A 23,559-nucleotide genomic window follows, 5' to 3' on the forward strand; every position below is an offset into this window, starting at 1 on the left:
TAACCTTATCTAAATCACAGAAATCGTCGTTTTTGGAAAGTTTTTTCATCGGCTACAATGGATGTCATCAAATCCCAGCCAGGATCGAAGCCGATGGACCATCGCGACATCATCGCGTCATTGACCCCGGAAGAGCGCAATCGTCTGACCGCCAAGTCCGATGTCGCGGGTCTCGTTCAGCTCGGCGCCCATTGGGGCGCGATCATGGTCATTGGAGCGCTGATTGCGGCCAAGGTGCCATTCTGGCCGCTGCTGATGCTGCCGCAAGGCATCCTGATCGTGTTCCTGTTCACGCTCCTTCATGAGACGGTTCATCGCACGGCGTTTGAGACGCAAAGGCTGAACGATGCGGTGGCGCGGGTGTGCAGCCTGGCGATCGCGCTGCCGGCCGACTGGTTCCGCTACTTCCATTTCGCCCATCACCGCTTCACCCAGGATCCGGACAGCGACCCGGAACTGGCGTCCCCGAAACCGGAGACGCTGCGGCAGTACCTCGTGCACGTTTCCGGCATCCCGGTGTGGTGGGGCCATTTCAAGACGCTCCATGCCAATGCCATTGGGCGCAGCCAGGACAGCTATGTACCGCCGAAGGGCCGCCCCAAGGTACGGACCGAAGCGCGCTTGATGATTGCCATCTATGCCGTGGTCATTCTGCTCGCCGTCTATTTCCGGCTCCCCGTGCTTCTCTATGTTTGGATCATTCCCGCTTTGCTCGGACAGCCATTCCTGCGCCTCTACTTGCTGGCCGAGCACGGTCGCTGTCCGTTCGTCGCCAACATGCTGGAGAACACCAGGACGACACTGACCAACTGGCTTGTCCGCAAGCTCGCCTGGAATATGCCGTTCCACGCCGAGCATCATGCCTATCCCGGCGTGCCGTTTCATCAGCTGCCGCGGTTTCATGCGCTGATCGAGCGGCATCTCAAGGTGGTCGAGCCGGGCTATGTCAGCTTCCATGAGAAATACATTGAGACACTGCGTTGAGCGGCCTGTCTCAGCCCGCCTGGCTGCGAGGTGCACGCGACTTCAACAGGCGCTGGATGTCCGCCGCCTTCGACGGCACGCCGATCAGATAACCCTGCGCCTCCGTGCAACCATTGTGGCGCAGCATGTCGAGTTGCACCTCCGTCTCGACGCCCTCGGCCGTGACGACGATGCCAAGCTCCGTACCGAGCCCGATAATGGTGCGAACGATCGCCGCCGTATCGCGATTGCCGAGGTCGCGGATGAATGAACGGTCGATCTTGATCTTGTCGACCGGGAATCGCCTGAGGTAGCCGAGCGAGGAATAGCCGGTGCCGAAATCGTCCAGCGCGATGCGAATGCCGAGGTCGCGCAACTGCCGCAGCGTCTTCAAGACGGCTTTGCTCTCGTCCATCAGCACGGTTTCGGTGATTTCCAGCTCCAATTGCCCGGCCGGCACGCCCGAAAAGGCCAGTGCCGAGATGACGCCGCGGGCAAACCCGTCGCTTTTGAGCTGCACGGCCGAGACGTTGACCGCGATACGCAAGCCCGGTGGCCAGCCGGCCGCCGCCGCGCAGGCCTTCCTCAGTGCCCACTCGCCGAGCGGCACGATCAGTCCGGTGTCTTCGGCGACCGGAATGAATTGGTCCGGCGCGACCGTCCCTCGCGCCGGGGAATGCCAGCGCATCAAGGCCTCGGCGCCGGTGATCTCGCCGGAGGCGATGTTCATGATGGGCTGGAAATCGAGATCCAATTCCTGACGCGGCAACGCTGTCTCCAGGTCGACTTCAAGCGCCCGGCGGGTCTGCACCATGGCGTCCATTTCGGGTTCGAAGAAGCGATAAAGGTTTCGTCCTTCGCTCTTCGCCCGATAGAGCGCCGTATCGGCGTTTTTTAGCAGCGAATCGGCGTCCCTGCCGTCGTCGGGGAAAACGGCGATGCCCAGGCTGATGCCGACATGCATGTCCCGGTTCTCGTCGCGGAACGGTTTTGAAATCGCCTCGACGATGCGCTTCGCCATTTTCTCGGCATTGGCAATGCCCTTGAAATTGGACTGCATGACGACGAACTCGTCACCGCCGAAGCGCGCGACGATGTCTGTTTCATTGCGCAGGCAACGCTGCAGCCTCTCGGCGACGCATTTCAGCAGCCAATCGCCGGCCGGGTGCCCCCAGGTGTCGTTGATCGCCTTGAAGCGGTCGAGATCGAGCGAGAAGATCGCCAACCGTGCGGCCGCCGCGTCTTCCAAGGCGAGGTCGAGCCGTTCGCGAAACATAGAGCGGTTGGGCAGCCCGGTCAGCATGTCGTGATGCGCAAGATGGGTCATGCGCTCTTCGGTGCGGCGGCGCTCGGTGACGTCGTCGAAAGTCGCCACCCAGCCGCCGCCGCTCATCGGCCGGCGTGTGACCAGGATCGTCCTGCCGTCGGCAAGATGCCGATAGGCCGAATGGATTTTTCCCGCGCGCCGGCAGGCTTCGGTCTTGGCAACTTCGCTGTCGACGTCGATCTGCGTATAGATGCCGAGTTCCAGCAAGCGTTCGAGTGCGTCGCGATGCGTCGTTCCAAGCGGGAAATCCGCTGCCTTGACCTTGAAAAGCTCCAGAAAACGCTCGTTGCGCACGATCATCTTGCCGTCGGCGTCATACATCAGCAGGCCTTGCGACATGTTGGCGAGTGCTGCGTCGAAGCGGCGATGCTGTTCCTTCAGATCCTGCTCGGCGCGCCGCTGTTCGGTGATGTCCTCGTAGATCGAGACCCAGCCGCCCGAGGCCAGCGGACGGTGCGAGATGCGGATGATGCGGCCGTCCGCCAGCGCCTCCTCGTAGGTCGAGGGTTTTGCCTGGTCGATATAGGGCTTGCGGATGGCGTAGAGCTCGTTGGCGCTTTGCGAGGCGATGCCGATGTCGACGCTGTGCCGCAGGATGTCGATGAAAGAGATGCCGGGCCGCACCACCTTGGCGTCGAGGCAGAAGATGTCGATATAGTTGCCGTTGCAGATGATCATGCGCTCGTCGGCGTCGAACATGCAAAGCCCATGCGACATGTTCTCGACAGCAGCCGAAAAGCGTTCGTTCTGTTCGCGCAGTTCGTCTTCCATGCGGCGTGAGCGTTCCATGCCTTCGGCCGCCCGTTCCGGGACGATCGAACCATCCTTAACGTCCACGACGGGCATGGGGCGCGCCTGCGGTGCGTGATCGAACATCGCACTGTTGACGCTTCCGGTTAATTTAGCGTTTTCTACCCTATCGCGGGTGCCGGGGCCTGATGCCGCGATTTTTCGATCGCCGAAAACCGCTTCAGGAAGGCATTCTGTGCCCAGGTCACCGAACGCGGTGCGAAATCGAAACGCTCGGCGGAAAAACCGCGCGGGCGGCCGAAGAACTCCGTTGCCTCGGCGGTCGAAAAGCCGGCGAGCAGCGTTGCCTCGAAATAGGCGGCGATCTGGTCGGCGCGCTTGATTTCCTTGCGCAACCCCGCGGCCAGGTCGGGGGGCAGCGAGAAGCGCAGATGGATGGCGCGCTGCAAGCGCAATTCGCAGTCCTTGTAACTGCCGCCCATCACCGACTTGAACGGCGAGATCATGTCGCCGATGACATATTCGGGCGCATCGTGCAGCAGCGCCGCCAGCCGGTCGTCGGCCGAAGCCGTGGGCATCAGTTCGTTGAACAGCGCCTCCACCAGCAGCGAATGCTGGGCAACCGAAAAAGCATGCTCGCCGCTGGTCTGGCCGTTCCAGCGGGCAACGCGGGCGAGCCCATGGGCAATGTCCGAAACCTCTATGTCGAGCGGCGATGGGTCGAGCAGGTCAAGCCGGCGGCCTGACAGCATGCGCTGCCAGGCGCGTGGCGGCGCGCCGGTGCGGTCCGCCGCCATCAGGCTTCCTCCGCGCTGACGGTTTCCTGCGGGAAACTGAATTCGGCCCAGGCGGGGATGGTCAGCGTCACCGGTACGTCGCCCGCCAGGATCGGCTGGCCGGCGTCCAGCGCCGCCTTGACCCTGTCGATGCGCGCGATGGCAAGCCCGGTTGTGCCAGCACTTGAGCCGAGCGCGCCGACCGGCCGTCCCTCGACGGTCAGTTCGGTGCCCGCGACGGGCAAGGGAAGCTCCGATTGGACAATCAACACACGCCGCCTGGCCGTGCCGCGATGCTGCATACGCGAGACCACTTCCTGGCCGACATAGCAGCCCTTCCTGAAGCCGACGCCGCCTGTCTCGTCGAGCAGCACGTCGTGCGGGAAAGCATCGCCGAGCGCATAGTCAGCCCCGCTTTCGGCAATGCCGTGGGCGATGCGGAAGGCCTGCCATGCGGCGCCATCATCGGCTTGCGCAGCGCCGGCATAGGAGCGTGTGACGCTCTCGCCACCAAAGCGCCTGTCGGCGACTGCGGTTGAATCACTTTGTAAGGCGATTGACTCTTTCCCCCATGCAACAGCGACAAGTGCCTGTTCTGGCTTGGCAATCTCGACCTTGGCGCGAAGCTTGTAGAGCATCAGCCGGCGAACGAAGTCATCCGAGATATCGGCACGGCATTCGAGCCGGAAGGCGTTTTCACCAGCACGCGAGATCAGGAAGTCGAACAGGATCTTGCCTTGCGGCGTCAACAGCGCGCCCGGTTTTGCTTCGCTTTCACCCAGCGCATCGAGGTCGGTGGTGAGGATGTTCTGCAGGAAGTGCTCGGCATCCGGGCCCGAGACAGAAATCAGCGCGCGGTCTTTCAGCAGGGTAAAGGGCATGGGGCGAATAAAAGCCTGATCTTGCAAAACGGTTGGCCATTACGTAAGCCGCTGGCACTCCCCCCGCAAGAGAGCATGACCATGACCTATGACCTCATCCTGACAGGCGGCACTGTGGTCAACCATGACGGCGAGGGGCTGCGCGACATCGGCGTCAAGGGCGGGCGCATCGCCGCGATAGGCGATCTCGGCCAAGCCTCGGCCGGCGAAACGATCGACTGCCGTGGCCTGCACATCCTGCCGGGCGTCGTCGACAGCCAGGTGCATTTTCGCGAGCCCGGACTGGAGCACAAGGAAGATCTGGAAACCGGCTCGCGGGCAGCGGTGCTCGGCGGCGTCACAGCCGTATTCGAGATGCCCAACACCAATCCGTTGACCACCAGCGAGGCAGCGCTTGCCGACAAGGTTCGGCGCGGCGGTGGCCGCATGCATTGCGATTTTGCGTTCTGGGTCGGTGGTACACGCGAGAATGCCAAGGATGTTGGCGAACTTGAGCGGTTGCCCGGTGCGGCGGGCATAAAGGTCTTCATGGGATCGTCAACCGGCGATCTGCTGGTCGAGGATGATGAAGGCGTCGCCTCGATCCTGCGAAATACCCGCCGCCGTGCGGCCTTTCACTCGGAGGATGAGTTCCGGCTGCGTGAGCGCCTTAGCGAACGCATCGAGGGCGACCCGTCATCGCATCCGGTCTGGCGTGACGAGATCGCCGCCTTGCGCTGCACCGAGCGGCTGGTGCACGTTGCGCGCAGCGTTCGCGCCCGCATCCATGTCCTGCACATTTCGACCGCCGAGGAGATCCTGTTCCTCGAACGGCACAAGGATGTCGCGACCTGCGAGGCGACGCCGCACCATCTGACGCTGAGCGCCGACGACTATGCGCGGCTCGGCACGCTGATCCAGATGAACCCGCCCGTGCGGGCCGCGCGCCACCGCGACGGCGTCTGGCACGGCATCGCGCAAAGCATCGTCGACGTGCTCGGCTCCGACCACGCGCCCCACACACTGGCCGAGAAGGCAAAAACCTATCCAGCTTCGCCCTCGGGCATGACTGGCGTACAGACGCTGGTGCCGGTCATGCTCGACCACGTCAATGCCGGCCGGCTGACGCTGCAGCGCTTCGTCGACCTGTCCAGCCACGGCCCGCAGCGTATCTTCGGCATGGCTGGAAAAGGCCGCATCGCCGCCGGCTATGACGCTGACTTCACCATCGTCGACATGAAGCGGCGTGAAACCATCACCAACGCGCAGGCCGGTTCGAAGGCCGGCTGGACACCCTATGACGGCAAGCAGGTCACCGGCTGGCCGGTCGGCACCGTCATTCGCGGTCGCCGCATCATGTGGGAAGGCGAAATCGTGACGCCAAGCCAGGGCAGGCCCGTCGAGTTTTCCGAGGCGCTGCCGGCATAGGCTCGGACCGAAGGGCCCGGTTAGTGGCGGCGCCATACCTGCCCGGCTGTTCCATGGCGACCGTTCCCTGGGGAGGGTGGGCCCGCTCAGTCCCCGGCAACGAAGAAGGTCCACTGCCCGGCGGGCGTGATGCCGACGCGGTAGAAGATGTAGGCGCCGAACTGCTTCATGTCGTCGAAATCGCCGGCGGTGACGATCTTGAACAACTCGACCCGCTGCTTGGCGTCGAGCTTGTCGAGCGGCAGCGCGAAGAAATACGGCCAGACATAGAGTTCCTGCGGTGTTCCGGCATCGACATGGACATAGCCGGCGCTGAGCACTTCTTCCAGAATGGCCAGGATTTCCTGGCCGTCCGGGTCGCCGGAGAGCCCTTTGAGGAAGGCGATGGCGTCGCCGTCGATGTCGGTCAGCGACAGCTGGGTCATGCTGTCGCCCTTGCCGATCAATGGCCTGAGCTTTTCGATGTCGCCGGTCCTGCAAGCCTCGATAATCAGGTCGTGCATGCGCCGCACGGGCTCGGGCAGCTTGGCGAGGTCGTACACCACCTCCGGCAGGGGCGCTTCGGGGTCGACACGCGGCCTGTTGCTGCTGCCATCCGATGGGCTGTCGGGTTCCGCCGCGTCCGGAGCAGCCGGCTGGCTGGTCGAAGGCGTTCCCACGGGATCCGGCATCGGGACTGTACTTCCGGGCGCCGAACTGTCGCTATCCGTCGGCGGCGTGACAGTGGAGGGAAGCTCTTCGCGCTGGATCTGGCTCAACGCATGGGCAGGGCTGCTCTCAAGACAAGCCACCAGTGTAAACGCAGCACAGCAAGCAGCGATACGGATGTAAAGGACCAAGCCCTTCGGCTTGCCTGACATCGGAAAATTCACTGCCCGTATCTCCCTGCTTCCGGGCATGATGCCCGAACGACACTTGATGGTCAAAGAACCTGATATCGGTTCAGTGCCGCAGCCGCTCGGGTTCGAAGGCGCCAGCAATCACCTTCTCGCGCATGCGGTCGAGCAGGGCAAGGGCCGATGTCTCGCCATTGGCGCGCAACATTTCACCGAATGCGGTCTCAAGCGCCGCCTCGGCAATGATCTCGGGCTCGATGCCGGCCGAAAGGCCTTCCGCCCAAGCTTCGCTGTGGCTCTCCACCGCCGTCAGGCGCTTTTCTTCCCTGACCAGCGCGTCGATGTCGTTGACACCATGTTCCATAGCGATGTCCACCCTTTCAAGCGGCGATCCATCCGTGTGAATCAGGCTTGATCTGTTCCGTTTTACACGCAGCCCTAAGTAAGTATTTGTAAATACGACATTTTTTTGATCGCGCTTTACAAAGGGGCGACTGCGCCTGGCGAAGTTGCATTCAACTCGGATCAAACTTAGCCGATTAGGCCGGCCTGCGGGGTGAAAACCTTCAGTTTGAGTTAATTCCACATTTGTGCGCTAACGTTTGATTAACGTTGTTGCAGAAGTGCAACATCAGGATTGCATCAAGACACTGGCTGGCACAAGCCGGATATGCCCGCCGCCGCTCTCAGCTGCCCGGATATCTGTTGATGGACGTCTGGAGAGCTTCCCCGTTGTCCCCGGAAAACCGCGTCACACTTTTCCTGGAATTGCCCTAGTTGCCGTAGCGCGAGGCGATGTCACGCGTCAGCGTCTCGCCTTCCTTCATGTAACGGCTGATGGCTTCGGTGGCTGATGCGGTGCATTGCGTATAGGTACCGCCGAAAGAGCGGTAGCCGCGGTTGAAGCTGGCAATGAAGCGGGCGCGCCGTTCGGCATCCGGATTTTCCGAATCGAGCAGTTTTTCCATCTCGACGCGCCACTGGTCGCCCTTCTCGCCACACAGATTGCGCAGGAAATGCAGCGATCCCAAAACCTCGGCCAGCCGCATCAATCCAGGCTCGAACGGCGCCTCCGCGCTCGATGCCGGTCGCGCCGCCACGGCCGTGCTGGCGGCGAGGCACAAAACGACGAGAAGGGAGGTGCGGCTCATAAGTCTATCTGGCCAAACAATTTGTCGCCTGCAAGGCGTTTCCAGCGGGACGGTTGCGGATTTCAGCGGCTTGCAGGGGAACCGTGGGGTCGCCCCAGCAGATCTTGTGCCACCGCGAACACCGAACCGGCGAGCGGCAACGCCGCCATCTCGCCGAGCGTATAGAACGCGGCGGTCTCGGCGTCGTCGCTGGCCACCGCTTCGCCGCCGGCATAGGCAGCGCCGAAAACCGTGAGGCGGTAGTCGACCGGATGGCTCTCATCCCTGCCGTCGATATGGATTTCCCGAAGCGGGCGAAAACCGGCGGCGTGCAACCCGGTTTCTTCCAGCAACTCACGCTTCGCGGCATCCTCCAGTGTCTCGCCGGCCTCGACCTTGCCGCCCGGAAAGGCGTAGAGCCCTTGCGAAGGCGGCCTTGCGCGCTTGACCAAGAGCACGGTGTCACCACGCACCACCGCGACCGAGACTGCCGGCAGTATCTTTCGTTGTTCGTTCATGGCTCCCAACCGTTCGATCGCCGCAGTCCGCTGTGGACGGCCAGTGCCGCACAGCTTTAGCGGTTGCAGTGCGGCTGTTCCATCGCCACTTTCTTGCGCAACCATTCGAGAGGCACGATCGATCATGTGCGGACGCTTTGCCTTGACCGCCACGCCGGACCAGACCGCCGCCTTTCTGGGCCTGGCTGAGCTGGAGGAATTTCCGGCGCGCTACAACATCGCACCGACGCAGCCAGTGCTGATGGCGATCTCCGGGGCGCCACGGGCGCCAGGCTCCAACCTGCCGGACCGCCAGTCGATGCTGGTGCGCTGGGGCCTCATTCCCACCTGGGTTAAGGACACCAGGGAGTTCCCGCTGCTGTTCAACGCCCGCTCGGAAGGCGCGATCGAGAAGGCCTCGTTCAAGGCGGCCATGCGCCATCGCCGCGCTCTGGTGCCGGCATCCGGCTTCTACGAGTGGCGGCAAACGGGCGGCAAGAAGGGGCAACCTTACTGGATACGGCCCCGGCATGGCGGGTTGGTGGCCTTTGCCGGCCTGATCGAAACCTATGCCGAGCCGGGCGGCTCGGAAATGGATACGGGCGCGATCCTGACCGTCAATGCCAATGGCGACATCGCCCATATCCACGACCGGATGCCCGTGGTCGTCGATCCCGGGGATTTCGCCCGCTGGCTGGATTGCCGCACGCTCGAGCCGCGCGATGTCGCCGACCTGCTGCGGCCGGCGCGGCTTGATTTCTTCGAAGCGATCCCCGTTTCCGACCTCGTCAACAAGGTCGCCAACACCGGACCGGAAATTCAGGAGAGGGGCGAGATCGGACCGGAACCCGAGAAGGTCAGGCGCCAGAAGCCTGGCGCGGACGACGGTCAGATGACGCTGTTCTAGCCAAGCCCGTCGAGGGCTTCATTTTCAAGGCACCTGTTTGCGCCCCGACCGCCGGCGGTTGCGGCGGACGCGTACCGCTTCAGGCCGCGCGGGGCGATACGATCTTCTGCGCAGGCTTCTTCTTCTTAGCGGTGTGAAGAAGGGCTGCGACGATCGCGGCCGGACCGATTGCGCGATAGTGGCTGGCCAGCGCCGGTTGCTTGGCGCGGTTGGCGTCTTGCTTGCTTCGAGGCATCTTTCTCTTCCCTGGTAACGTCTTCGTGTCTGCGTTTGATGGTTGATTCCGACCAAATCGTGACGCTTGGTGATCTAGCCGGCGAATGTTTCATGACTGTGCCGACATGTTTAATAAAATGTTTCACTGCCTGATTCCGCGTGATCGAGCGACGCGCTTCACCGTCTTTATGACGTTTTTCCTGGGATCAGCGACTTGACGGCAACACTGGCCAAGGCGATAAAGCCGCCCATGAAAACGTCTTTCGCCATTTGTGGCATTTGCATTATTGGCTAGCCTCGCGCTGGTCCGGACGTTTTCGCCTCATCTTCCCCTAGATTGGACAAACGCCCCGGCCAGCAGGCTGGAGCCTGATTTGCGCCTCGGCGCGGGGCTGGCTCCATCCAGACAAAAGTTCTGAACCGGGAAGGCATTGAATGTCTGACGCATCTAAGGGCCTGCGCCTCTACAACACGCTGACGCGGACGAAGGCGGACTTCACGCCGATCGATGCGCTGAATGTGCGCATGTATGTCTGCGGCCCGACCGTCTACGATTTCGCCCATATCGGCAATGCCAGACCGGTGATCGTTTTCGATGTGCTGTTTCGCTTGCTGCGCCATGTATACGGCGAAACGCATGTCACGTATGTGCGCAACATCACGGATGTCGACGACAAGATCAACGCGCGCGCGTTGCGCGATTTCGGCGACGAGATATCAGCCGGAAAGCTGTCGCTCAACGAAGCTATCCGGCGGGTGACCGAAAAGACCGCCGACCAGTTCCACAGCGATGTCGCCACGCTTGGCTGCCTGGAGCCGACCGTCGAACCGCGCGCCACCGAATTCGTCGAGCCCCGCGCCGACGGCAAGGCCGATATGATCAGCTTGATTCAAAGCCTGATCGAACGCGGCCATGCCTATGTCGCTGCAGGCGAAGTTCTGTTCGACACGGCGTCGATGCCCGACTATGGGCAATTGTCGAAGCGCAATCTCGATGAGCAGCAGGCCGGCGCCCGCATCGCCGTCGACGCGCACAAGAAGAACCCTGGCGATTTCGTGCTGTGGAAACTGTCGTCGCCTGAAGAGCCGGGCTGGCGGAGCCCGTGGGGCAGGGGCAGGCCTGGCTGGCACATCGAATGCTCGGCGATGTCGGCGGCCTATCTCGGCGAAGTCTTCGATATCCATGGCGGCGGCCTCGACCTGATCTTCCCGCACCATGAGAACGAGATCGCCCAGTCGCGCTGCGCCCACGGCACCGATGTCATGGCCAATGTCTGGATGCACAACGGCTTCCTGCAGGTCGAAGGGCAGAAGATGTCGAAGAGCCTCGGCAATTTCTACTCGATCCACGAACTGCTGGAGACCGAGACCTTCGGCGGCCGCAACTGGCCGGGCGAGGTTCTACGGCTGGCGATGCTGATGACGCACTACCGCGAGCCGATCGACTTTTCGATGCGCAAGCTGGAGGAGGCGGAGAACACGTTGCGCAAATGGAAACGCGCGGCCGATCTGGCGCCGACGGCGGGACAATTGCCGGCTAAGGTCGTGGAAGCCCTTTCCGACGACCTGGCCACTTACGCTGCCTTCCAGCAATTGACCCAGCTTGCCGGCGAGGCCAGCGAAGTCGAAGGCCATGGCGAGAACGCCGCCGCCGCTTCGCTCAAGGCCGCACTTCTCTTCCTCGGCTTCGACATCGGCGCGGCCAGGGTCGACGAGGCCGAGGTCGCGAGGTCGATCGCCAGGCGCCTGGAATTGATCGCCGCCAAGAACTGGGCCGAAGCCGACCGCATCCGCGACGACCTTTTGGCGCAAGGTGTACAGCTGAAGGACGGCAAGGATCCGGTCACCGGCGAACGTGTGACGACGTGGGAGGTGAAGCGGTGAGGGCGGCGCCAAGCGCCTTTGCAAGGTTGGCGGAGGCGCTGGCGACAGCCGATCTCCCCCCGCAAGGGGGGAGATTGCCTATCATCGGCGATTTCGCCAATCTTCAGCGTAAAGGTGATTGATGGGGCACGACCTCGTTCCGCCACGACAGCGCAAGAATGCGAAATCCATGCGGCGCGTCATGACCGATGCTGAGCTGAAGCTTTGGAACGAATTGCGCACCCACCGACTGATTGGAATGAGCTTTCGCCTGCAAGTGCCGATCGGCCCTTACATTGTCGATTTCGCTTGCTCGGCCTGTCGCCTCATCGTCGAGGTCGATGGCAGCCAGCATGCAGATGCCGAACATCTGCGGCATGACGAGGCGCGAAGCGCCTATTTGAAAGCCAGCGGCTGGACCGTCCTGCGCTTCTGGAACGACGACGTCATTCGCGGTATCGACAATGTCTGTCAGCACATTGTCATCGAGGCCGGCTTTGGCAATGCCGCGAGGCCGGCGGGCGAACCAGCAAGGGAGGCTGTTTCATGATCGACCATCTCGGCATCACCGTTGCCGATTTCGATGTTTCGAAGGCTTTCTACGACAAGGCGATGGCGCCGCTTGGTGCGTCGTTGCTCTATATGGTGCCGCTGGAATACACCGGCGGCGCCAAGGTCGGCGGCTATGGCCGCGACCGGCCGGTGTTCTGGTTGAGTACCGGCAAGAACAAGCCGAGAGAGCACCAGCACGTTGCCTTCACCGCGCGCAGCCGTGCCGAGGTCGATGCCTTCCATGCGGCGGCCCTTGCCGCCGGCGGCAAGGACAATGGCGGGCCTGGTCTGCGCCCGCACTATCATCCGAGCTACTATGGCGCCTTCGTCTTCGATCCCGACGGCAACAATGTCGAGGCCGTCTGCCATGACCCGGAGTGAGCAACGATGAGCCTCGACAACCGGCCGGTCTACACAGGCGGCTGCCAGTGCGGCGCGGTGCGCTTCCGCGTCGAGGGCGCGCTTGGCGATGCCTCGGTCTGCCACTGCCGCATGTGCCAGAAGGCGTTCGGCTCGTTCTACGCACCGTTGGTATCCGTGCGCGGCGCCAAGCTCGACTGGACGCGCGGCGAGCCGAAATATTTCCGCTCGTCCAGCCATGTCGATCGAGGGTTTTGCGCCAATTGCGGGACGCCGCTGACCTTTACCGCGCCTGATGGTGTCGGTCTCGCCATCGGTGCGTTCGACAATCCGGCGGAGATCGTGCCGTCGATCCAGTGGGGCACCGAGGCAAAACTGCCCTATGTGGACGCCATCCCGAAACTGCCGGGCGAGGAGACGATGGCCGATATATCATCGGCTCCGTATCTCGCCGATCTCGTCTCATATCAGCACCCGGACCACGATACGGAACAGTGGCCGCCAAAGGAAAAGTCATGACCGATCAGGTTCGAACCGGCGGCTGCCAATGTGGCGCCGTGCGCTTCCGCATCAAGGGCGCGCTCGGGCGCCCGTCCATCTGCCACTGCCGCATGTGCCAGAAGCAGTTCGGCTCGTTTTTCGGTGCGCTGGTGACGGTGCCCAAGGACGGCGTCGAATGGACCCATGAGGAACCGAGCTATTTCCAGTCCTCGGTCAATATCGATCGCGGCTTTTGCGCTCGTTGCGGCACACCGCTGACCTACCGCCAGCCCGGCGGCCTCGAAATCGCGATTGGCGCCTTCGACGACCGCTCCGATCTGGCGCCGCAGATCCAGGTCAATTACGCCGCGCGGCTGCCCTGGGTGGAGACGATCTTCGATCAGCCCATCCACCAGGATTCAGACTTCTACACAAGGCAGGAGCAGATCATCTCCTTCCAGCATCCCGATCACGAAACGGCCAACTGGCCGCAACAGGGCCTGAAACTATGAGCTTGCGCACCCTCTATCCGGAAATCGAACCGTTCGACTCAGGCATGCTCGATGTCGGCAACGGTCATCAGGTCTACTGGGAGCGTTCCGGCACCAAGGGCGCCAAGCCGGCCGTGTTCCTGCACGGCGGGCCGGGCGGCACCATTTCGCCGAAGCACCGGCGGCTGTTCGACCCAAAACTCTACGACGTCGTCCTGTTCGACCAGCGCGGCTGCGGAAAATCAACACCGAACGCCTCGCTGGAGGCCAACACGACCTGGCATCTCGTCTCCGACATCGAGCGCCTGCGCGAGATGGCCGGCTTCGACAAATGGCTGGTGTTCGGCGGCTCCTGGGGCTCGACGCTGGCACTCGCCTATGCCGAGACCCACCCCGATCGCGTCAGCGAACTGGTGGTGCGCGGCATCTACACGCTGACCCGGGCCGAACTCGAATGGTACTACCAGTTCGGCGTCTCCGAGATGTTTCCCGACAAGTGGGAACGCTTCCTTGCGCCGATCCCCGAAGCCGAGCGCGGCGATATGATGGCGGCTTATCGCAAGCGGCTGGTCGGCACGGATCGCAAGGCGCAGATCGAGGCCGCCCGCGCCTGGAGCCTGTGGGAGGGCGAGACGATCACGCTGCTGCCAGAGCCGGAGACCAGCGGGCCATTTGGCGAGGACGACTACGCCGTCGCCTTCGCCCGCATCGAGAACCATTATTTCGTCCATGCCGGCTGGCTGGAGGAGGGGCAGCTTCTGCGCGACGCGCACAGGCTCAAGGACATTCCCGGCACCATCGTCCATGGCCGCTACGACATGCCGTGTCCGGCGCGCTACGCCTGGGCGCTGCACAAGGCCTGGCCGAGGGCGGATTTCCACCTGATCGAGGGCGCCGGCCATGCCTATTCGGAGCCGGGCATACTGGACCAGTTGATCCGGGCGACCGACCGGTTTGCGGGGAAGGTATAGTCGATGCACGGCGATCCTTCACACCCCCCTCTGACCTGCCGGACATCTCCCCCGCAAGGGGGGAGATTGGATGTCGCCTTCGCTTTCGCCAATCGTCGACGTTGCAGGACCAGCGCTGTCATCAAAGCTGCCGATCTCCCCCTTTGCGGGGCAGATGGCCGGCAGGCCAGAGGGGGGTGCTCAAGCACCTTGCCATCATGAAAAAGCAACGCCTCTATCTCTTCGACACCACACTGCGCGATGGCCAGCAGACGCCGGGCATCGACTTTTCGGTCGAGGACAAGATCGCCATCGCAAGGCTGCTCGACGAATTCGGCATCGACTATGTCGAGGGCGGCTATCCCGGCGCCAATCCGACCGACACCGCATTCTTTCAGCAGAAACGCACCGCGAAGGCCAAATTTGTCGCCTTCGGCATGACCAAGCGGGCAGGCGTCTCGGCCTCCAACGATCCCGGCCTTGCCGCCCTTGTGCAATCGAAGTCGGACGCCATCTGCTTCGTCGCCAAGAGCTGGGATTACCATGTCCGTGTCGCGCTTGGCTGCACCAACGAGGAGAATCTCGAGTCGATCAAAGCGTCGGTTGAAGCGGCTGTCGCTTCGGGCAAGGAGGCGATGGTCGATTGCGAGCACTTCTTCGACGGCTTCAAGGCCAATCCGGACTATGCGCTGGCCTGCGCCAGGACGGCGTACGACGCCGGCGCGCGCTGGGTGGTGTTGTGCGACACCAATGGCGGCACGCAGCCATCGGAAGTGCGCGCCATCGTCGAGAAGGTGATCGCTTCCGGCATTCCAGGCGACTATCTCGGCATCCATGCCCATGACGATACCGGCCAGGCCGTGGCGAATTCCCTTGCCGCCGTCCAGGCAGGCGTGCGCCAGATCCAGGGCACGCTGAACGGCATCGGCGAGCGCTGCGGCAACGCCAATCTGATCTCGATCGTGCCGACGCTGGCGCTGAAGCCGGCTTTTGCGGATCGCTTCGAGACTGGCATTTCAGCGGAAGCGCTGACCGGCATCTCCAGGCTCTCGCGCGCCTTCGACGAACTCTTGAACCGTGCGCCGGAAGCGCAGGCGCCCTATGTCGGCGCCTCGGCCTTCGCCACCAAGGCCGGCATCCACGCCTCGGCATTGGCCAAGGAGCCGGCGACCTATGAGCATGTGCCCCCGGAAGCGGTCGGCAACCGCCGCCGCGTCATGGTTTCCGACCAGGGCGGCAAGGCCAATTTCCTCGCCGAGCTGAAGCGGCGTGGCATTGATGTGCCCAGGGACGATCACCGGCTCGACGCGCTGATTGCCGTGGTCAAGGAGCGCGAGGCCGAAGGCTACGCCTACGAGGGCGCCGACGCCTCCTTCGAACTGCTGGCCCGCAAGATGCTGCATGGCCTGCCGGAGTTCTTCAACGTCACCTCGTTTCGCTGTATGGTCGAGCGGCGTTTCGACGCCAACGGCCAGTTGAAGACGGTGTCCGAAGCCATCGTGAAAGTGCTGGTCGACGGCGAAGAGAAGATGTCGGTGGCCGAAGGGCATGGCCCGGTCAACGCGCTCGATATCGCGCTGCGCAAGGATCTGGGCAAATACCAAAGCGAGATCGTCGATCTGGAACTCGCCGATTTCAAGGTGCGTATCCTCAATGGCGGCACCGAGGCCATCACCCGGGTTCTGATCGAATCGCATGACGGCACCGGCGCGCGCTGGTGGACTGTCGGGGTTTCCGAAAACATCATCGACGCGTCCTTCCAGGCGCTGATGGATTCGATCGTCTACAAACTGATGAAGAACCGCGAGATGGCAGGCCTTGTTGCGGCCGAGTAAGTTTGAACCATCAGCGAAAGTCCATTGATCCATCAGAACTTTGCGATGGTCTTGCAGAGGTGACTGCGCCATAGCGTTGGCCATGGCCACTGAAGTAATTACACTCGACGCGGATTCGAAAGCCCGGCGCGGCTTCCTGCTGGCGCTGGGTGCTTACCTCTTGTGGGGGTTGCTGCCGTTTTACATGAAGGCGGTGGCGCATCTGCCGCTGGCCGAGGTGATTGCGCACCGCATCGTCTGGTCGGTGCCGATCGCCGCTGCGGTTCTCATCTGGGCCGGCCGCACGGCGGACTTCAAGGCGGCATTGCGCTCGCCGCGCACCATTTCCATGGCCGCGCTGACGGCGGCGCTGATCTCGGTCAACTGGGGCATCTATGTCTGGGCGATCGCCGTCGACCGCACCGTCGAGACCGCGCTTGGCTATTACATCAATCCGCTGGTTAGTGTGGTCGTCGGCGCGCTGTTGCTTGGCGAACGGCTCGACCGCTTGCAGATCGCGGCGGTTGTGCTTGCGGCGGTCGCCGTGGCGGTGCTGACGATCGAGGGCGGCAAGCTGCCCTGGGTATCGCTGGCGCTGGCGTTTTCCTTCGCCGCCTACGGCTTCTTCCGCAAGACGCTGCCGATCGGGCCAAGCCAGGGTTTTCTGCTGGAAGTGCTTTTGCTGTCTGTGCCGGCACTTGGCTACATCGTCTACCTGATCGCGACCGGACAGGACCACATCGTGTCCAGCAACAGCACCGACACGGCATTGCTGATCGGCTGCGGTCCGGTCACATCGGTGCCGCTGTTGCTGTTTGCCTTCGGCGCCAAGCTGCTGCGGCTCTCCACCATCGGCATCATGCAGTACATCGCGCCGACCATGGTGTTCCTGATCGCCGTGCTGATCTTCGATGAACCGTTCGGCACCACCCAGGCGCTCGCCTTCGCGCTGATCTGGGCGGCACTGGCGATCTATTCCTGGTCGATGCTGACGTCGGCACGCAAGGCCTCCGCCCGATAGGGAGTTTCGATGTACCAGCTGCACATTGCCAACAAGAACTATTCCTCATGGTCGCTGCGGCCATGGATCCTGATGCGAGAGCTGGACATTGCGTTCGAAGAGCGGCTGACGCCGTTTCCAACCGGATCGAGCTGGAGCCTTTACCGATCGTTCTCGCCGAACGGGCGGGTGCCTTGCCTGACCGACGATGGCTGGGCGGTCTGGGATTCGCTTGCCATTGTCGAATATCTGGCCGAGCGGCATCACGGTGTCTGGCCTGTCGAGGCCAAGGCGCGTGCCTGGGCGCGTTCGGCCGCCGCCGAAATGCATTCGAGTTTCACAGCTTTGCGCGGCGCATGCCCGATGAGTTGCGGCGTGCGCGTCGAACCGTTTCCGATGTCCGATGCGTTGAAGCAGGATCTCTTCCGCCTCGGCGGTCTCTGGAACGATGGCCTTGCCCGTTTCGGAGGGCCGTTTCTCGCCGGCGCGCATTTCACCGCCGCCGATGCCTTTTTCGCCCCGGTGGCGTTCAGGGCGCAGTCCTACGGGCTCTCTTTCGAGGGCGCGGCGTCCGCCTATTCGGCGCAGTTGCTGGCGCTGCCGGCGATGCGCGAATGGTACGCCGCGGGCCTCGCGGAGACCTGGCGCGAGCCCGACCACGAAGCGGAAGTCCGTGCCGCCGGCACGATCATCGAGGATCTTCGCGCCTTGGCGTGAAACCGCGGGCTGCCGTTACAATCCCCGGCCAAGCCGCCTGACGAACAGATAGGTGGCCGCCGCGATAACCAATGACACCGCCGTCACCACCCAGAAGCCTATCGGCGTATCGACCAGCGGCAGCCCGCCGACATTCATGCCGAACAGGCCTGAGATGATGGTCATCGGCAGCAGCACCGCCGTCATGACGGAGAGAACATAAAGCAGCTGGTTCGACTGCATGGTCAGCTTGGCCATCAGCTCGTCCTGCAGCAGCCTCGTGCGCGCCTGCAACTGCTCGCCGTCATTGTAGAGCGTGAAGGCTCGGTGCGAGAGCCTGGCCGCCATGTCGTTGATCAGGTCGGGCAGTTCGTCGCGATGCGAATGGTCGAGATGCCGGAACAGGTTGGTCAGCGTCGCCATCTGCCGATGGATCACCACCAGCTGCCGGCGCGCCTCGACCAGCGCCTGGCGCTCATTGTGCCATGCGTCGCGCACCACGCGGTCCTCGATGCCGTCGAGCGTGTCGCCGAGCTTGCCGAGTTCTGTCGCCATGCCGTCGAGCGACTGGCCCATGACCGCCTCGATCAGCTCCGCCGGCGAGCGGAATTTCCGCGATCCGTTCTCCACCGCCTTGCGGATCGCGTCGACCGACTCCAGCGGCTGCTTGCGGGCGCCGATCAGCATCGTGTCGTTGAAGGCAAAGCGGAAATGGACGAGCCCGCGCGCCTCCGAAAAATCGTGCCTGAGATCAGGCAAATCGCCAAAGAGCCAGTTGTCCTCGTAGTCGATATGGCAGCCATGGCTGGGCGCGAGGAAGGCATCGCGGGCCGGCGCGGGCAGCGCCTTTTCGGCGCCGATCTCCTGGCGGGCGTGCAGGTCGGTGATCTGATAGCTGCGCCAGGTCCACTGCGCTTGCGCAGGATCCTTGGTGCGCAGGCCACCGGCAGTGAAATGATAGATGAAGAACAGCCCGTGCTCGTCGGGCAGATAGGGCGACAGGTCGGTGCCTTCGGGGAGGGCGGTGTCCATAGGGCGCTGTGCCAGATACGAGTTGCAAGGCGGCGCCGTGCAGCGGCACCTGGCCGCGATTTCTAGCACGCACGAACCCGGTTCCGTGTGACGGTTTCTTGACAGCCGATCACAGAGTGTCGGGCAGGCGGCAATGCGGCGGCGGCGCCTTTCGCCACCACCGCATTGCAATTGCGGCGGTTCAGCGCTTCGGCCCGAACCCGGGATAGGGGTTGAGCGGTACGATCGCCGCGACGTCCATCATGCCGGCTTTGACCAATGGCAGAGTGCCGAGATGGCCGCGCACTTCGGCGTCGTCGGTCGCCTCGAACATCATGCCGCTGCCGGGAATATCGCCGCGGTTCCAGACCTGGCGCACCGCGCCTTCGGCGTAGAGCGTGCGCCGCTGCTCGGCCTCGCCGGGCAAAAGCGGTGCGAAGTCGGCATCGCTGAACTTGGCGGTGTTGCGGGTGAGAAGGGCAAAGAACTGCATGTCGGTCTCCTTGGTTGGGATGGCCGAGTATCGCTTTGGCTGGTCAGACTGTCCAAGACTGACTAGGCTAAAGTTGAGACCTTCTAGGACTTGAAGCTTCAGAGAAAAATGTTCGACCTGCGCCAGATCAGATATTTCGTCACCGTTGCGGAAACCGGCAATGTCGGCCGCGCCGCCGAAATCCTGCATATTTCACAATCGCCGCTCAGCCGGCAGATCATGCAGCTCGAGGCACAACTGGGCGTCACTCTGTTCGAACGGGCAAAGCAGCGCGTCCATCTCAATGCCGAGGGCCGCGCCTTCCTCACCGAGGCCCGCGCGTTGCTCGCCGATGCGCGGCGCGTGGAGGAATTCGGCCGCAACCTCGCCAGCGGCGCGATCGGTCGTCTCGCCATCGGCTATGTCGAGGGCGCGGTGCATGCCGGGCTGGTCGCCGACATGCTCAGGCAATTCCGCCGCGAGCGGCCGGATTTCCATCTTCAGCTCAGGAGCCGGCGCACGGCCGCGCAGTTCGACGATTTGCGGCAGCGCGTGCTCGATCTCGGCTTCGTCTACGCTCCGGCCCCGGCCGACGATCCGGACATCGACAGTATGCTGGTGCGGCGCGAGCCGCTGGTGCTGGCTATCCCCGAGGATGATCCACTTGTCGCGCTAGCCGACATCGGGCCGAGGCATCTCGACGGCCGCACCTGGATCACCGTGGTGCGCCAGCCCGACGACACCAATCGCGGCCAGTTCCTCGCCGCCTGTGCAAAGGCCGGCTTTCTGCCCGACATCGCCTATGAAACAGCCGATCCACTGACCTCGGTCGGCCTGGTCAGCGCCGGCCTCGGCCTGGCGACGGTTCAATCCAGCCTGCGTGCCGCCGCATCGCCGCGGATCGCGTTCCGCGATTTGCCATGGTTCGAACGCACGGTGTCGATCCATCTGGCCTGGCGGCGGCATGACCGGCGGACGGTGATTGCGGATTTGAGGAGGGCAGTAGGCAGTAGGCAGTAGGCAGTATCTTTCCCTATTCCCCTTACTCCCCTAATCTCACATCTTATCGATCACCGACTGCACGCCCTCGGTCGGGGCGTCGACGGAGGAGCCTGCCACCATGATGGCGGCGACGATGGCCTCGGGATCGTTGACGACCAGCGGCTTGACCCTTTGCGCGGTGTGAATGAAGCCTTCCGCCGCCATATGATCAAGCAACGCCAGCATCGGATCCCAGAAGCCACCGACATTGCCGAAGACGATCGGCTTGCGATGATGGCCGAGTTGCGCCCAGGTCATGACCTCGACGATCTCCTCGACTGTGCCGATACCGCCCGGCAGCGCCACAAAGGCGTCGGATTTCTCGAACATCTTATGTTTGCGTTCGTGCATATTGTCGGTGATGACCAGCTCGTCGAGCCGGTCAAGCGCGGTTTCGGTCGCTTCCCTGTTGATCAGGAAACGCGGAATGATGCCCGTTACCTTGCCGCCGGCCTTGAGCGCGCCTTCGGCGACGGCGCCCATAATGCCTTTGGTGCCGCCGCCATAAATCAGCCTGAGGCCGGAGCGTGCAAGCGAGCGCCCGAGCAGGTGACCGGCCTTGACATAGGTTTCATCACGGCCCGGAGACGAGCCGCAATAGACGCAAACGGATCGAATCGTGTTCATGCCGATGATTGGTGATTGGGTCTGAAAGCGGGGTCAAGCCCCAAGGCAACAAGGCCGGGCTTTTTCTTGTCGGCCCCTTTTTCTTGTCGGCCCGTTTTTCTTGTCGGCATTGGGAAAACACGCTAGACCGGCATTAGGTGGCTAAGGGGTAGGGAAATATGGCAATTAATCCACTGAAGGCGTTCCTGTTCGCGGCGGGTGGGACCGTCGCGGCTGCGGGAACCGCCTATGTATCGGGTGCGCTCGACCCGTATCTTCATCCAACGCCACCGGCGCAGGTAGCGGCCTTGACGCCGCCCGAGGCGAAACCGGCGGATCCCGGCACGGAAGGGCGACTGCCGGCACCGGCGGTGCCAGCCGCTCCCGCCGCGGCACCGCAGGCGACGGCTCCGGTAGCGGATGCACCGGCGCCGGCAGCGCCCGCGGCGGCAGGTCCGATCGCGCCGACATTCGACGTCGTGCGCGTCGAGGGCAACGGTTCGATCGTGGTTGCCGGCAATGCGGCGCCCAATTCGAAGGTCGAGATCCTGAACGGCACCACCGTGCTTGGTTCGACGGTGGCGGGTCCCGATGGAGCCTTTGTCATCGTGCTCGACGATCCGCTGAAGCCGGGCGACTATACGATCGCCCTGCGTTCGACGGCCGGCACCGTGGTGACAGCCTCGGTGCAGACCGCCGTCGTTTCGGTTCCCAAGGATGTGACCGGCCAGGTGCTGGCCATGGTCGAGGAGCCGGGCAAGCCGGCCGAGCTGCTGACAGTCCCCGCGCCCGAGACCAAGCCGGCCGCGCCGGCCACCGGTGACCAGGCTGCCGCTCCGCCAGCGCCGGCTCCGGCCGCTGAAGCGCCTGCGGCTGTTGCTCCGGCGCCAGCCGTCGTCGACGCTGCACCGGCGCCGGCAACACCGCCCGCCGCAGCCGCGGCTGAGCCCAAGATCGTCGTCGAGGCCGTCGAGATCGATGGCAGCAAGATCTTTGTCGCCGGCCTTGCCGATCCGGGTCGCAAGGTGCGCGCCTATGCCAATGACATCCTGCTCGGCGATGCCCAGACATCGCGCGACGGTCATTTCCTCGTCGAGGCGACCCGCGACATTCCGGTCGGCAGCTACACCATCCATGTCGACGGCCTCGATGCCGATGGCGTGAAGGTGGTCGCCCGCGCCGCTGTTCCGTTCGAACGCGAGCCGGGTGACACGGTTGCCGCCGTAGCGCCCGCCCAGACCAAGCCAGCAGCGACGAAGCCAGCAGAGACCAAGCCTGCCGCCCCGGCCTCTGCCGCCGAAGCGCCAGCCGTTGCCGCCGCTCCGGCTGAGTCGGCACCAGCGACGCCCGCCACCGAGGCTCCGGCCATCGCGGCGGCAGCCACGCCGCCGAGCGACGTGCCCGAGGTCGTGGCACCCAAGCTCGAACACGCCGACAGCGCCGTCATCATCCGCCGCAACGACACGCTGTGGCGGATTTCGCGGCGCGTATACGGCCACGGGGTGCGCTATTCGACCATCTATCTCGCCAACCAGGACCAGATCAGGAATCCCGACCGCATCTGGCCGGGGCAGGTGTTCATGGTTCCGGAAAAGTCGAAGGAAGGCGAAGCCGCCGACCTCAAGGCAATGGGCGAGCAGGCGACGACGGCGCCGACCAAGACGCAGTAGAAGCCCCGTATCGATCAGCCGGCATCACCGGCGCGGCTGGAGTGAAGCGCGAAACCGGCTGCACCCGGGTCGCCGAGCTCAGGGCGGAGATCCATGCTTGGAATGAGATAATCTCCGCCATTTTGCCGACGATATGGGATCGGCGGCGTCGTCGCCAGCGTCCGCATCCTGTCACGCAGGCGTTCAGCCACGGGCTCGAAGCCGTCCTCTCCGAGACGATCGACCTTGTAGACCACGAACGGCGGAAGCACGTCGTATCCGGGGTAGTAGAGAATCCCGTGATTGATCGGGAACAGCAGGTCGTCGATGGGTCCGTTGATCCCGCGCGCGGTGTAGTGCTCCTCCCAGCCGCCAACGGTCACGATCAGCATCGCGCGTTTCCCGGCGAGGGTGCCCTCGCCGTAACGATCGCCCCAACGCCGGTCGCTATGCTCGCCAACGCCATAGGCGAATCCATAGGCGAACACACGGTCGACCCAGCCCTTGAGGATCGCCGGCATGGCGAACCACCAAAGCGGGAACTGGAGGATCAAGGTATCGGCCCACAGGAGTTTCTCGATCTCGGCCTTTACATCGTCGGTTAGGGCGTTGGCTTCGAACGCCTTCTTGGAGGCCGCGACGGGTATCAACCGCGCGTCAGGTTCGAGCAAGGGGAAGTCGGCGCGATCGACCGCGGATTTCCAGCCATCGGCGTATAGGTCCGACACGCGCACCTCATGTCCTTGAGCCTCTAGTTCCTTTATGGCGACATCGCGAAGGGCGCCGTTGAGCGAACGTGGTTCGGGGTGGGCAAAGACAAGCAGAACTTTCATGGGTCAGATCCAATATTGAGGGGACTGACGTGAAGATAGCCAGCAGCGATG

26 protein-coding genes are annotated in these 23,559 nt (G+C 63.3%); 14 read left to right on the plus strand and 12 right to left on the minus strand.

The annotated features are described in order from the left end of the window. Positions 1–93: 93 nt before the first annotated feature. Complete coding sequence (locus tag FJ978_RS29995) at positions 94–984, plus strand: fatty acid desaturase family protein (RefSeq protein ID WP_140576342.1); 891 nt, start codon at positions 94–96, stop codon at positions 982–984. Positions 985–994: 10 nt separating this feature from the next. Here the strand turns inward: FJ978_RS29995 and FJ978_RS30000 are convergent, their stop codons facing one another. From FJ978_RS30000 to FJ978_RS30010, 3 genes are all read right to left on the minus strand, one after another. Then, a complete protein-coding gene (locus tag FJ978_RS30000) occupies positions 995–3,136 on the minus strand; it encodes an EAL domain-containing protein (RefSeq protein ID WP_140576344.1) in 2,142 nt (713 codons plus the stop codon). Between the two features lie 65 nt (positions 3,137–3,201). After that, on the minus strand, positions 3,202–3,837 hold the full coding sequence (locus FJ978_RS30005; protein ID WP_013896357.1) for an HD family hydrolase: 636 nt from the start codon (positions 3,835–3,837) through the stop codon (positions 3,202–3,204). Next, a complete protein-coding gene (locus FJ978_RS30010; protein WP_140576345.1) occupies positions 3,837–4,697 on the minus strand; it encodes a folate-binding protein YgfZ in 861 nt (286 codons plus the stop codon). Before FJ978_RS30010 ends, FJ978_RS30005 begins: the two co-directional genes overlap by 1 nt. 75 nt (positions 4,698–4,772) lie before the next feature. On the opposite strand from FJ978_RS30010, the gene FJ978_RS30015 reads away from it, so the two are divergent. Continuing rightward, positions 4,773–6,104 carry a dihydroorotase gene (locus FJ978_RS30015; RefSeq protein ID WP_181176889.1) on the plus strand — a complete coding sequence of 444 codons (1,332 nt, stop codon included), beginning with the start codon at positions 4,773–4,775 and terminating at the stop codon, positions 6,102–6,104. An 86-nt stretch (positions 6,105–6,190) separates the two neighbouring features. On the opposite strand, the gene FJ978_RS30020 is transcribed toward FJ978_RS30015, so the two are convergent. The 4 genes from FJ978_RS30020 to FJ978_RS30035 all read right to left on the minus strand — a co-directional run bounded on the left by FJ978_RS30020 (position 6,191) and on the right by FJ978_RS30035 (position 8,588). Then, a complete protein-coding gene (locus tag FJ978_RS30020) occupies positions 6,191–6,976 on the minus strand; it encodes a hypothetical protein (RefSeq protein WP_181176890.1) in 786 nt (261 codons plus the stop codon). A gap of 70 nt (positions 6,977–7,046) precedes the next feature. Continuing rightward, positions 7,047–7,304 carry a hypothetical protein gene (locus FJ978_RS30025; RefSeq protein WP_008874920.1) on the minus strand — a complete coding sequence of 86 codons (258 nt, stop codon included), beginning with the start codon at positions 7,302–7,304 and terminating at the stop codon, positions 7,047–7,049. Between the two features lie 409 nt (positions 7,305–7,713). After that, positions 7,714–8,091, minus strand: coding sequence for a TIGR02301 family protein (locus tag FJ978_RS30030; protein ID WP_140576347.1), 378 nt, complete (start codon positions 8,089–8,091; stop codon positions 7,714–7,716). 62 nt (positions 8,092–8,153) lie between these two features. Then, complete coding sequence (locus FJ978_RS30035) at positions 8,154–8,588, minus strand: NUDIX hydrolase (RefSeq protein ID WP_140576348.1); 435 nt, start codon at positions 8,586–8,588, stop codon at positions 8,154–8,156. 124 nt (positions 8,589–8,712) lie between these two features. On the opposite strand from FJ978_RS30035, the gene FJ978_RS30040 reads away from it, so the two are divergent. Then, positions 8,713–9,474, plus strand: a complete 762-nt coding sequence (locus FJ978_RS30040; RefSeq protein ID WP_140576350.1) for an SOS response-associated peptidase — start codon at positions 8,713–8,715, stop codon at positions 9,472–9,474. Positions 9,475–9,553: 79 nt separating this feature from the next. On the opposite strand, the gene FJ978_RS30045 is transcribed toward FJ978_RS30040, so the two are convergent. Beyond that, a complete protein-coding gene (locus tag FJ978_RS30045) occupies positions 9,554–9,709 on the minus strand; it encodes a hypothetical protein (RefSeq protein WP_013896350.1) in 156 nt (51 codons plus the stop codon). A gap of 416 nt (positions 9,710–10,125) precedes the next feature. Here FJ978_RS30045 and cysS point away from each other — a divergent pair, with 416 nt between their 5' ends. The 9 genes from cysS (at position 10,126) to FJ978_RS30095 (ending at position 17,917) form a co-directional block, all read left to right on the plus strand. After that, positions 10,126–11,574, plus strand: a complete 1,449-nt coding sequence (gene cysS / locus FJ978_RS30050; RefSeq protein WP_140576352.1) for a cysteine--tRNA ligase — start codon at positions 10,126–10,128, stop codon at positions 11,572–11,574. A 121-nt stretch (positions 11,575–11,695) separates the two neighbouring features. Continuing rightward, on the plus strand, positions 11,696–12,103 hold the full coding sequence (locus FJ978_RS30055) for a DUF559 domain-containing protein (protein WP_140576353.1): 408 nt from the start codon (positions 11,696–11,698) through the stop codon (positions 12,101–12,103). Continuing rightward, positions 12,100–12,486, plus strand: coding sequence for a VOC family protein (locus tag FJ978_RS30060; protein ID WP_013896346.1), 387 nt, complete (start codon positions 12,100–12,102; stop codon positions 12,484–12,486). The genes FJ978_RS30055 and FJ978_RS30060 overlap by 4 nt, the downstream gene beginning before the upstream one ends. A 6-nt stretch (positions 12,487–12,492) precedes the next feature. Next, entirely contained in the window at positions 12,493–12,984 is a 492-nt protein-coding gene (locus FJ978_RS30065; protein ID WP_140576355.1) for a GFA family protein, read from the plus strand. Continuing rightward, positions 12,981–13,457 (plus strand): GFA family protein, encoded by a 477-nt coding sequence (locus FJ978_RS30070; protein ID WP_140576357.1) that lies wholly within the window; start codon positions 12,981–12,983, stop codon positions 13,455–13,457. Before FJ978_RS30065 ends, FJ978_RS30070 begins: the two co-directional genes overlap by 4 nt. After that, positions 13,454–14,407 carry a prolyl aminopeptidase gene (gene pip / locus FJ978_RS30075; RefSeq protein ID WP_140576359.1) on the plus strand — a complete coding sequence of 318 codons (954 nt, stop codon included), beginning with the start codon at positions 13,454–13,456 and terminating at the stop codon, positions 14,405–14,407. The genes FJ978_RS30070 and pip overlap by 4 nt, the downstream gene beginning before the upstream one ends. Before the next feature lie 197 nt (positions 14,408–14,604). Beyond that, positions 14,605–16,221 carry a citramalate synthase gene (cimA, locus tag FJ978_RS30085; RefSeq protein WP_140576361.1) on the plus strand — a complete coding sequence of 539 codons (1,617 nt, stop codon included), beginning with the start codon at positions 14,605–14,607 and terminating at the stop codon, positions 16,219–16,221. Between the two features lie 82 nt (positions 16,222–16,303). After that, positions 16,304–17,221 carry an EamA family transporter RarD gene (rarD, locus tag FJ978_RS30090; RefSeq protein ID WP_013896341.1) on the plus strand — a complete coding sequence of 306 codons (918 nt, stop codon included), beginning with the start codon at positions 16,304–16,306 and terminating at the stop codon, positions 17,219–17,221. 9 nt (positions 17,222–17,230) lie between these two features. Beyond that, positions 17,231–17,917: a glutathione S-transferase family protein gene (locus tag FJ978_RS30095; protein WP_013896340.1), complete on the plus strand. Its 687-nt coding sequence runs from the start codon at positions 17,231–17,233 to the stop codon at positions 17,915–17,917. Positions 17,918–17,932: 15 nt separating this feature from the next. Here FJ978_RS30095 and FJ978_RS30100 read toward each other — a convergent pair whose 3' ends face one another. Together FJ978_RS30100 and FJ978_RS30105 are read right to left on the minus strand one after the other, a co-directional pair. After that, positions 17,933–18,928 (minus strand): transporter, encoded by a 996-nt coding sequence (locus FJ978_RS30100; RefSeq protein ID WP_140576362.1) that lies wholly within the window; start codon positions 18,926–18,928, stop codon positions 17,933–17,935. Between the two features lie 181 nt (positions 18,929–19,109). Next, entirely contained in the window at positions 19,110–19,400 is a 291-nt protein-coding gene (locus tag FJ978_RS30105) for a muconolactone Delta-isomerase family protein (protein WP_140576364.1), read from the minus strand. Between the two features lie 108 nt (positions 19,401–19,508). Here FJ978_RS30105 and FJ978_RS30110 point away from each other — a divergent pair, with 108 nt between their 5' ends. Then, complete coding sequence (locus FJ978_RS30110; protein WP_140576365.1) at positions 19,509–20,399, plus strand: LysR substrate-binding domain-containing protein; 891 nt, start codon at positions 19,509–19,511, stop codon at positions 20,397–20,399. 36 nt (positions 20,400–20,435) lie between these two features. Here FJ978_RS30110 and FJ978_RS30115 read toward each other — a convergent pair whose 3' ends face one another. Next, a complete protein-coding gene (locus FJ978_RS30115) occupies positions 20,436–21,047 on the minus strand; it encodes a TIGR00730 family Rossman fold protein (RefSeq protein WP_140576367.1) in 612 nt (203 codons plus the stop codon). 158 nt (positions 21,048–21,205) lie between these two features. Here FJ978_RS30115 and FJ978_RS30120 point away from each other — a divergent pair, with 158 nt between their 5' ends. Next, positions 21,206–22,696, plus strand: coding sequence for a LysM peptidoglycan-binding domain-containing protein (locus tag FJ978_RS30120; RefSeq protein ID WP_140576368.1), 1,491 nt, complete (start codon positions 21,206–21,208; stop codon positions 22,694–22,696). A gap of 14 nt (positions 22,697–22,710) precedes the next feature. Here FJ978_RS30120 and FJ978_RS30125 read toward each other — a convergent pair whose 3' ends face one another. Further along, positions 22,711–23,508 (minus strand): NAD(P)H-dependent oxidoreductase, encoded by a 798-nt coding sequence (locus FJ978_RS30125; protein ID WP_140576370.1) that lies wholly within the window; start codon positions 23,506–23,508, stop codon positions 22,711–22,713. Positions 23,509–23,559 lie beyond the last annotated feature (51 nt).

Origin of the sequence: Mesorhizobium sp. B1-1-7 (assembly GCF_006442705.1) — a bacterium.
GTDB lineage: Bacteria > Pseudomonadota > Alphaproteobacteria > Rhizobiales > Rhizobiaceae > Mesorhizobium > Mesorhizobium opportunistum.

Coding starts and splice junctions, on each gene's coding strand:
- FJ978_RS29995 (WP_140576342.1), top strand. CDS start 94: ATGGACCATCGCGACATCATCGCGTCATTGACCCCGGAAGAGCGCAAT.
- FJ978_RS30000 (WP_140576344.1), bottom strand. CDS start 3,136: ATGCCCGTCGTGGACGTTAAGGATGGTTCGATCGTCCCGGAACGGGCG.
- FJ978_RS30005 (WP_013896357.1), bottom strand. CDS start 3,837: ATGGCGGCGGACCGCACCGGCGCGCCGCCACGCGCCTGGCAGCGCATG.
- FJ978_RS30010 (WP_140576345.1), bottom strand. CDS start 4,697: ATGCCCTTTACCCTGCTGAAAGACCGCGCGCTGATTTCTGTCTCGGGC.
- FJ978_RS30015 (WP_181176889.1), top strand. CDS start 4,773: ATGACCATGACCTATGACCTCATCCTGACAGGCGGCACTGTGGTCAAC.
- FJ978_RS30025 (WP_008874920.1), bottom strand. CDS start 7,304: ATGGAACATGGTGTCAACGACATCGACGCGCTGGTCAGGGAAGAAAAG.
- FJ978_RS30030 (WP_140576347.1), bottom strand. CDS start 8,091: ATGAGCCGCACCTCCCTTCTCGTCGTTTTGTGCCTCGCCGCCAGCACG.
- FJ978_RS30035 (WP_140576348.1), bottom strand. CDS start 8,588: ATGAACGAACAACGAAAGATACTGCCGGCAGTCTCGGTCGCGGTGGTG.
- FJ978_RS30040 (WP_140576350.1), top strand. CDS start 8,713: ATGTGCGGACGCTTTGCCTTGACCGCCACGCCGGACCAGACCGCCGCC.
- FJ978_RS30045 (WP_013896350.1), bottom strand. CDS start 9,709: ATGCCTCGAAGCAAGCAAGACGCCAACCGCGCCAAGCAACCGGCGCTG.
- cysS (WP_140576352.1), top strand. CDS start 10,126: ATGTCTGACGCATCTAAGGGCCTGCGCCTCTACAACACGCTGACGCGG.
- FJ978_RS30055 (WP_140576353.1), top strand. CDS start 11,696: ATGGGGCACGACCTCGTTCCGCCACGACAGCGCAAGAATGCGAAATCC.
- FJ978_RS30060 (WP_013896346.1), top strand. CDS start 12,100: ATGATCGACCATCTCGGCATCACCGTTGCCGATTTCGATGTTTCGAAG.
- FJ978_RS30065 (WP_140576355.1), top strand. CDS start 12,493: ATGAGCCTCGACAACCGGCCGGTCTACACAGGCGGCTGCCAGTGCGGC.
- FJ978_RS30070 (WP_140576357.1), top strand. CDS start 12,981: ATGACCGATCAGGTTCGAACCGGCGGCTGCCAATGTGGCGCCGTGCGC.
- pip (WP_140576359.1), top strand. CDS start 13,454: ATGAGCTTGCGCACCCTCTATCCGGAAATCGAACCGTTCGACTCAGGC.
- cimA (WP_140576361.1), top strand. CDS start 14,605: ATGAAAAAGCAACGCCTCTATCTCTTCGACACCACACTGCGCGATGGC.
- rarD (WP_013896341.1), top strand. CDS start 16,304: ATGGCCACTGAAGTAATTACACTCGACGCGGATTCGAAAGCCCGGCGC.
- FJ978_RS30095 (WP_013896340.1), top strand. CDS start 17,231: ATGTACCAGCTGCACATTGCCAACAAGAACTATTCCTCATGGTCGCTG.
- FJ978_RS30100 (WP_140576362.1), bottom strand. CDS start 18,928: ATGGACACCGCCCTCCCCGAAGGCACCGACCTGTCGCCCTATCTGCCC.
- FJ978_RS30105 (WP_140576364.1), bottom strand. CDS start 19,400: ATGCAGTTCTTTGCCCTTCTCACCCGCAACACCGCCAAGTTCAGCGAT.
- FJ978_RS30110 (WP_140576365.1), top strand. CDS start 19,509: ATGTTCGACCTGCGCCAGATCAGATATTTCGTCACCGTTGCGGAAACC.
- FJ978_RS30115 (WP_140576367.1), bottom strand. CDS start 21,047: ATGAACACGATTCGATCCGTTTGCGTCTATTGCGGCTCGTCTCCGGGC.
- FJ978_RS30120 (WP_140576368.1), top strand. CDS start 21,206: ATGGCAATTAATCCACTGAAGGCGTTCCTGTTCGCGGCGGGTGGGACC.
- FJ978_RS30125 (WP_140576370.1), bottom strand. CDS start 23,508: ATGAAAGTTCTGCTTGTCTTTGCCCACCCCGAACCACGTTCGCTCAAC.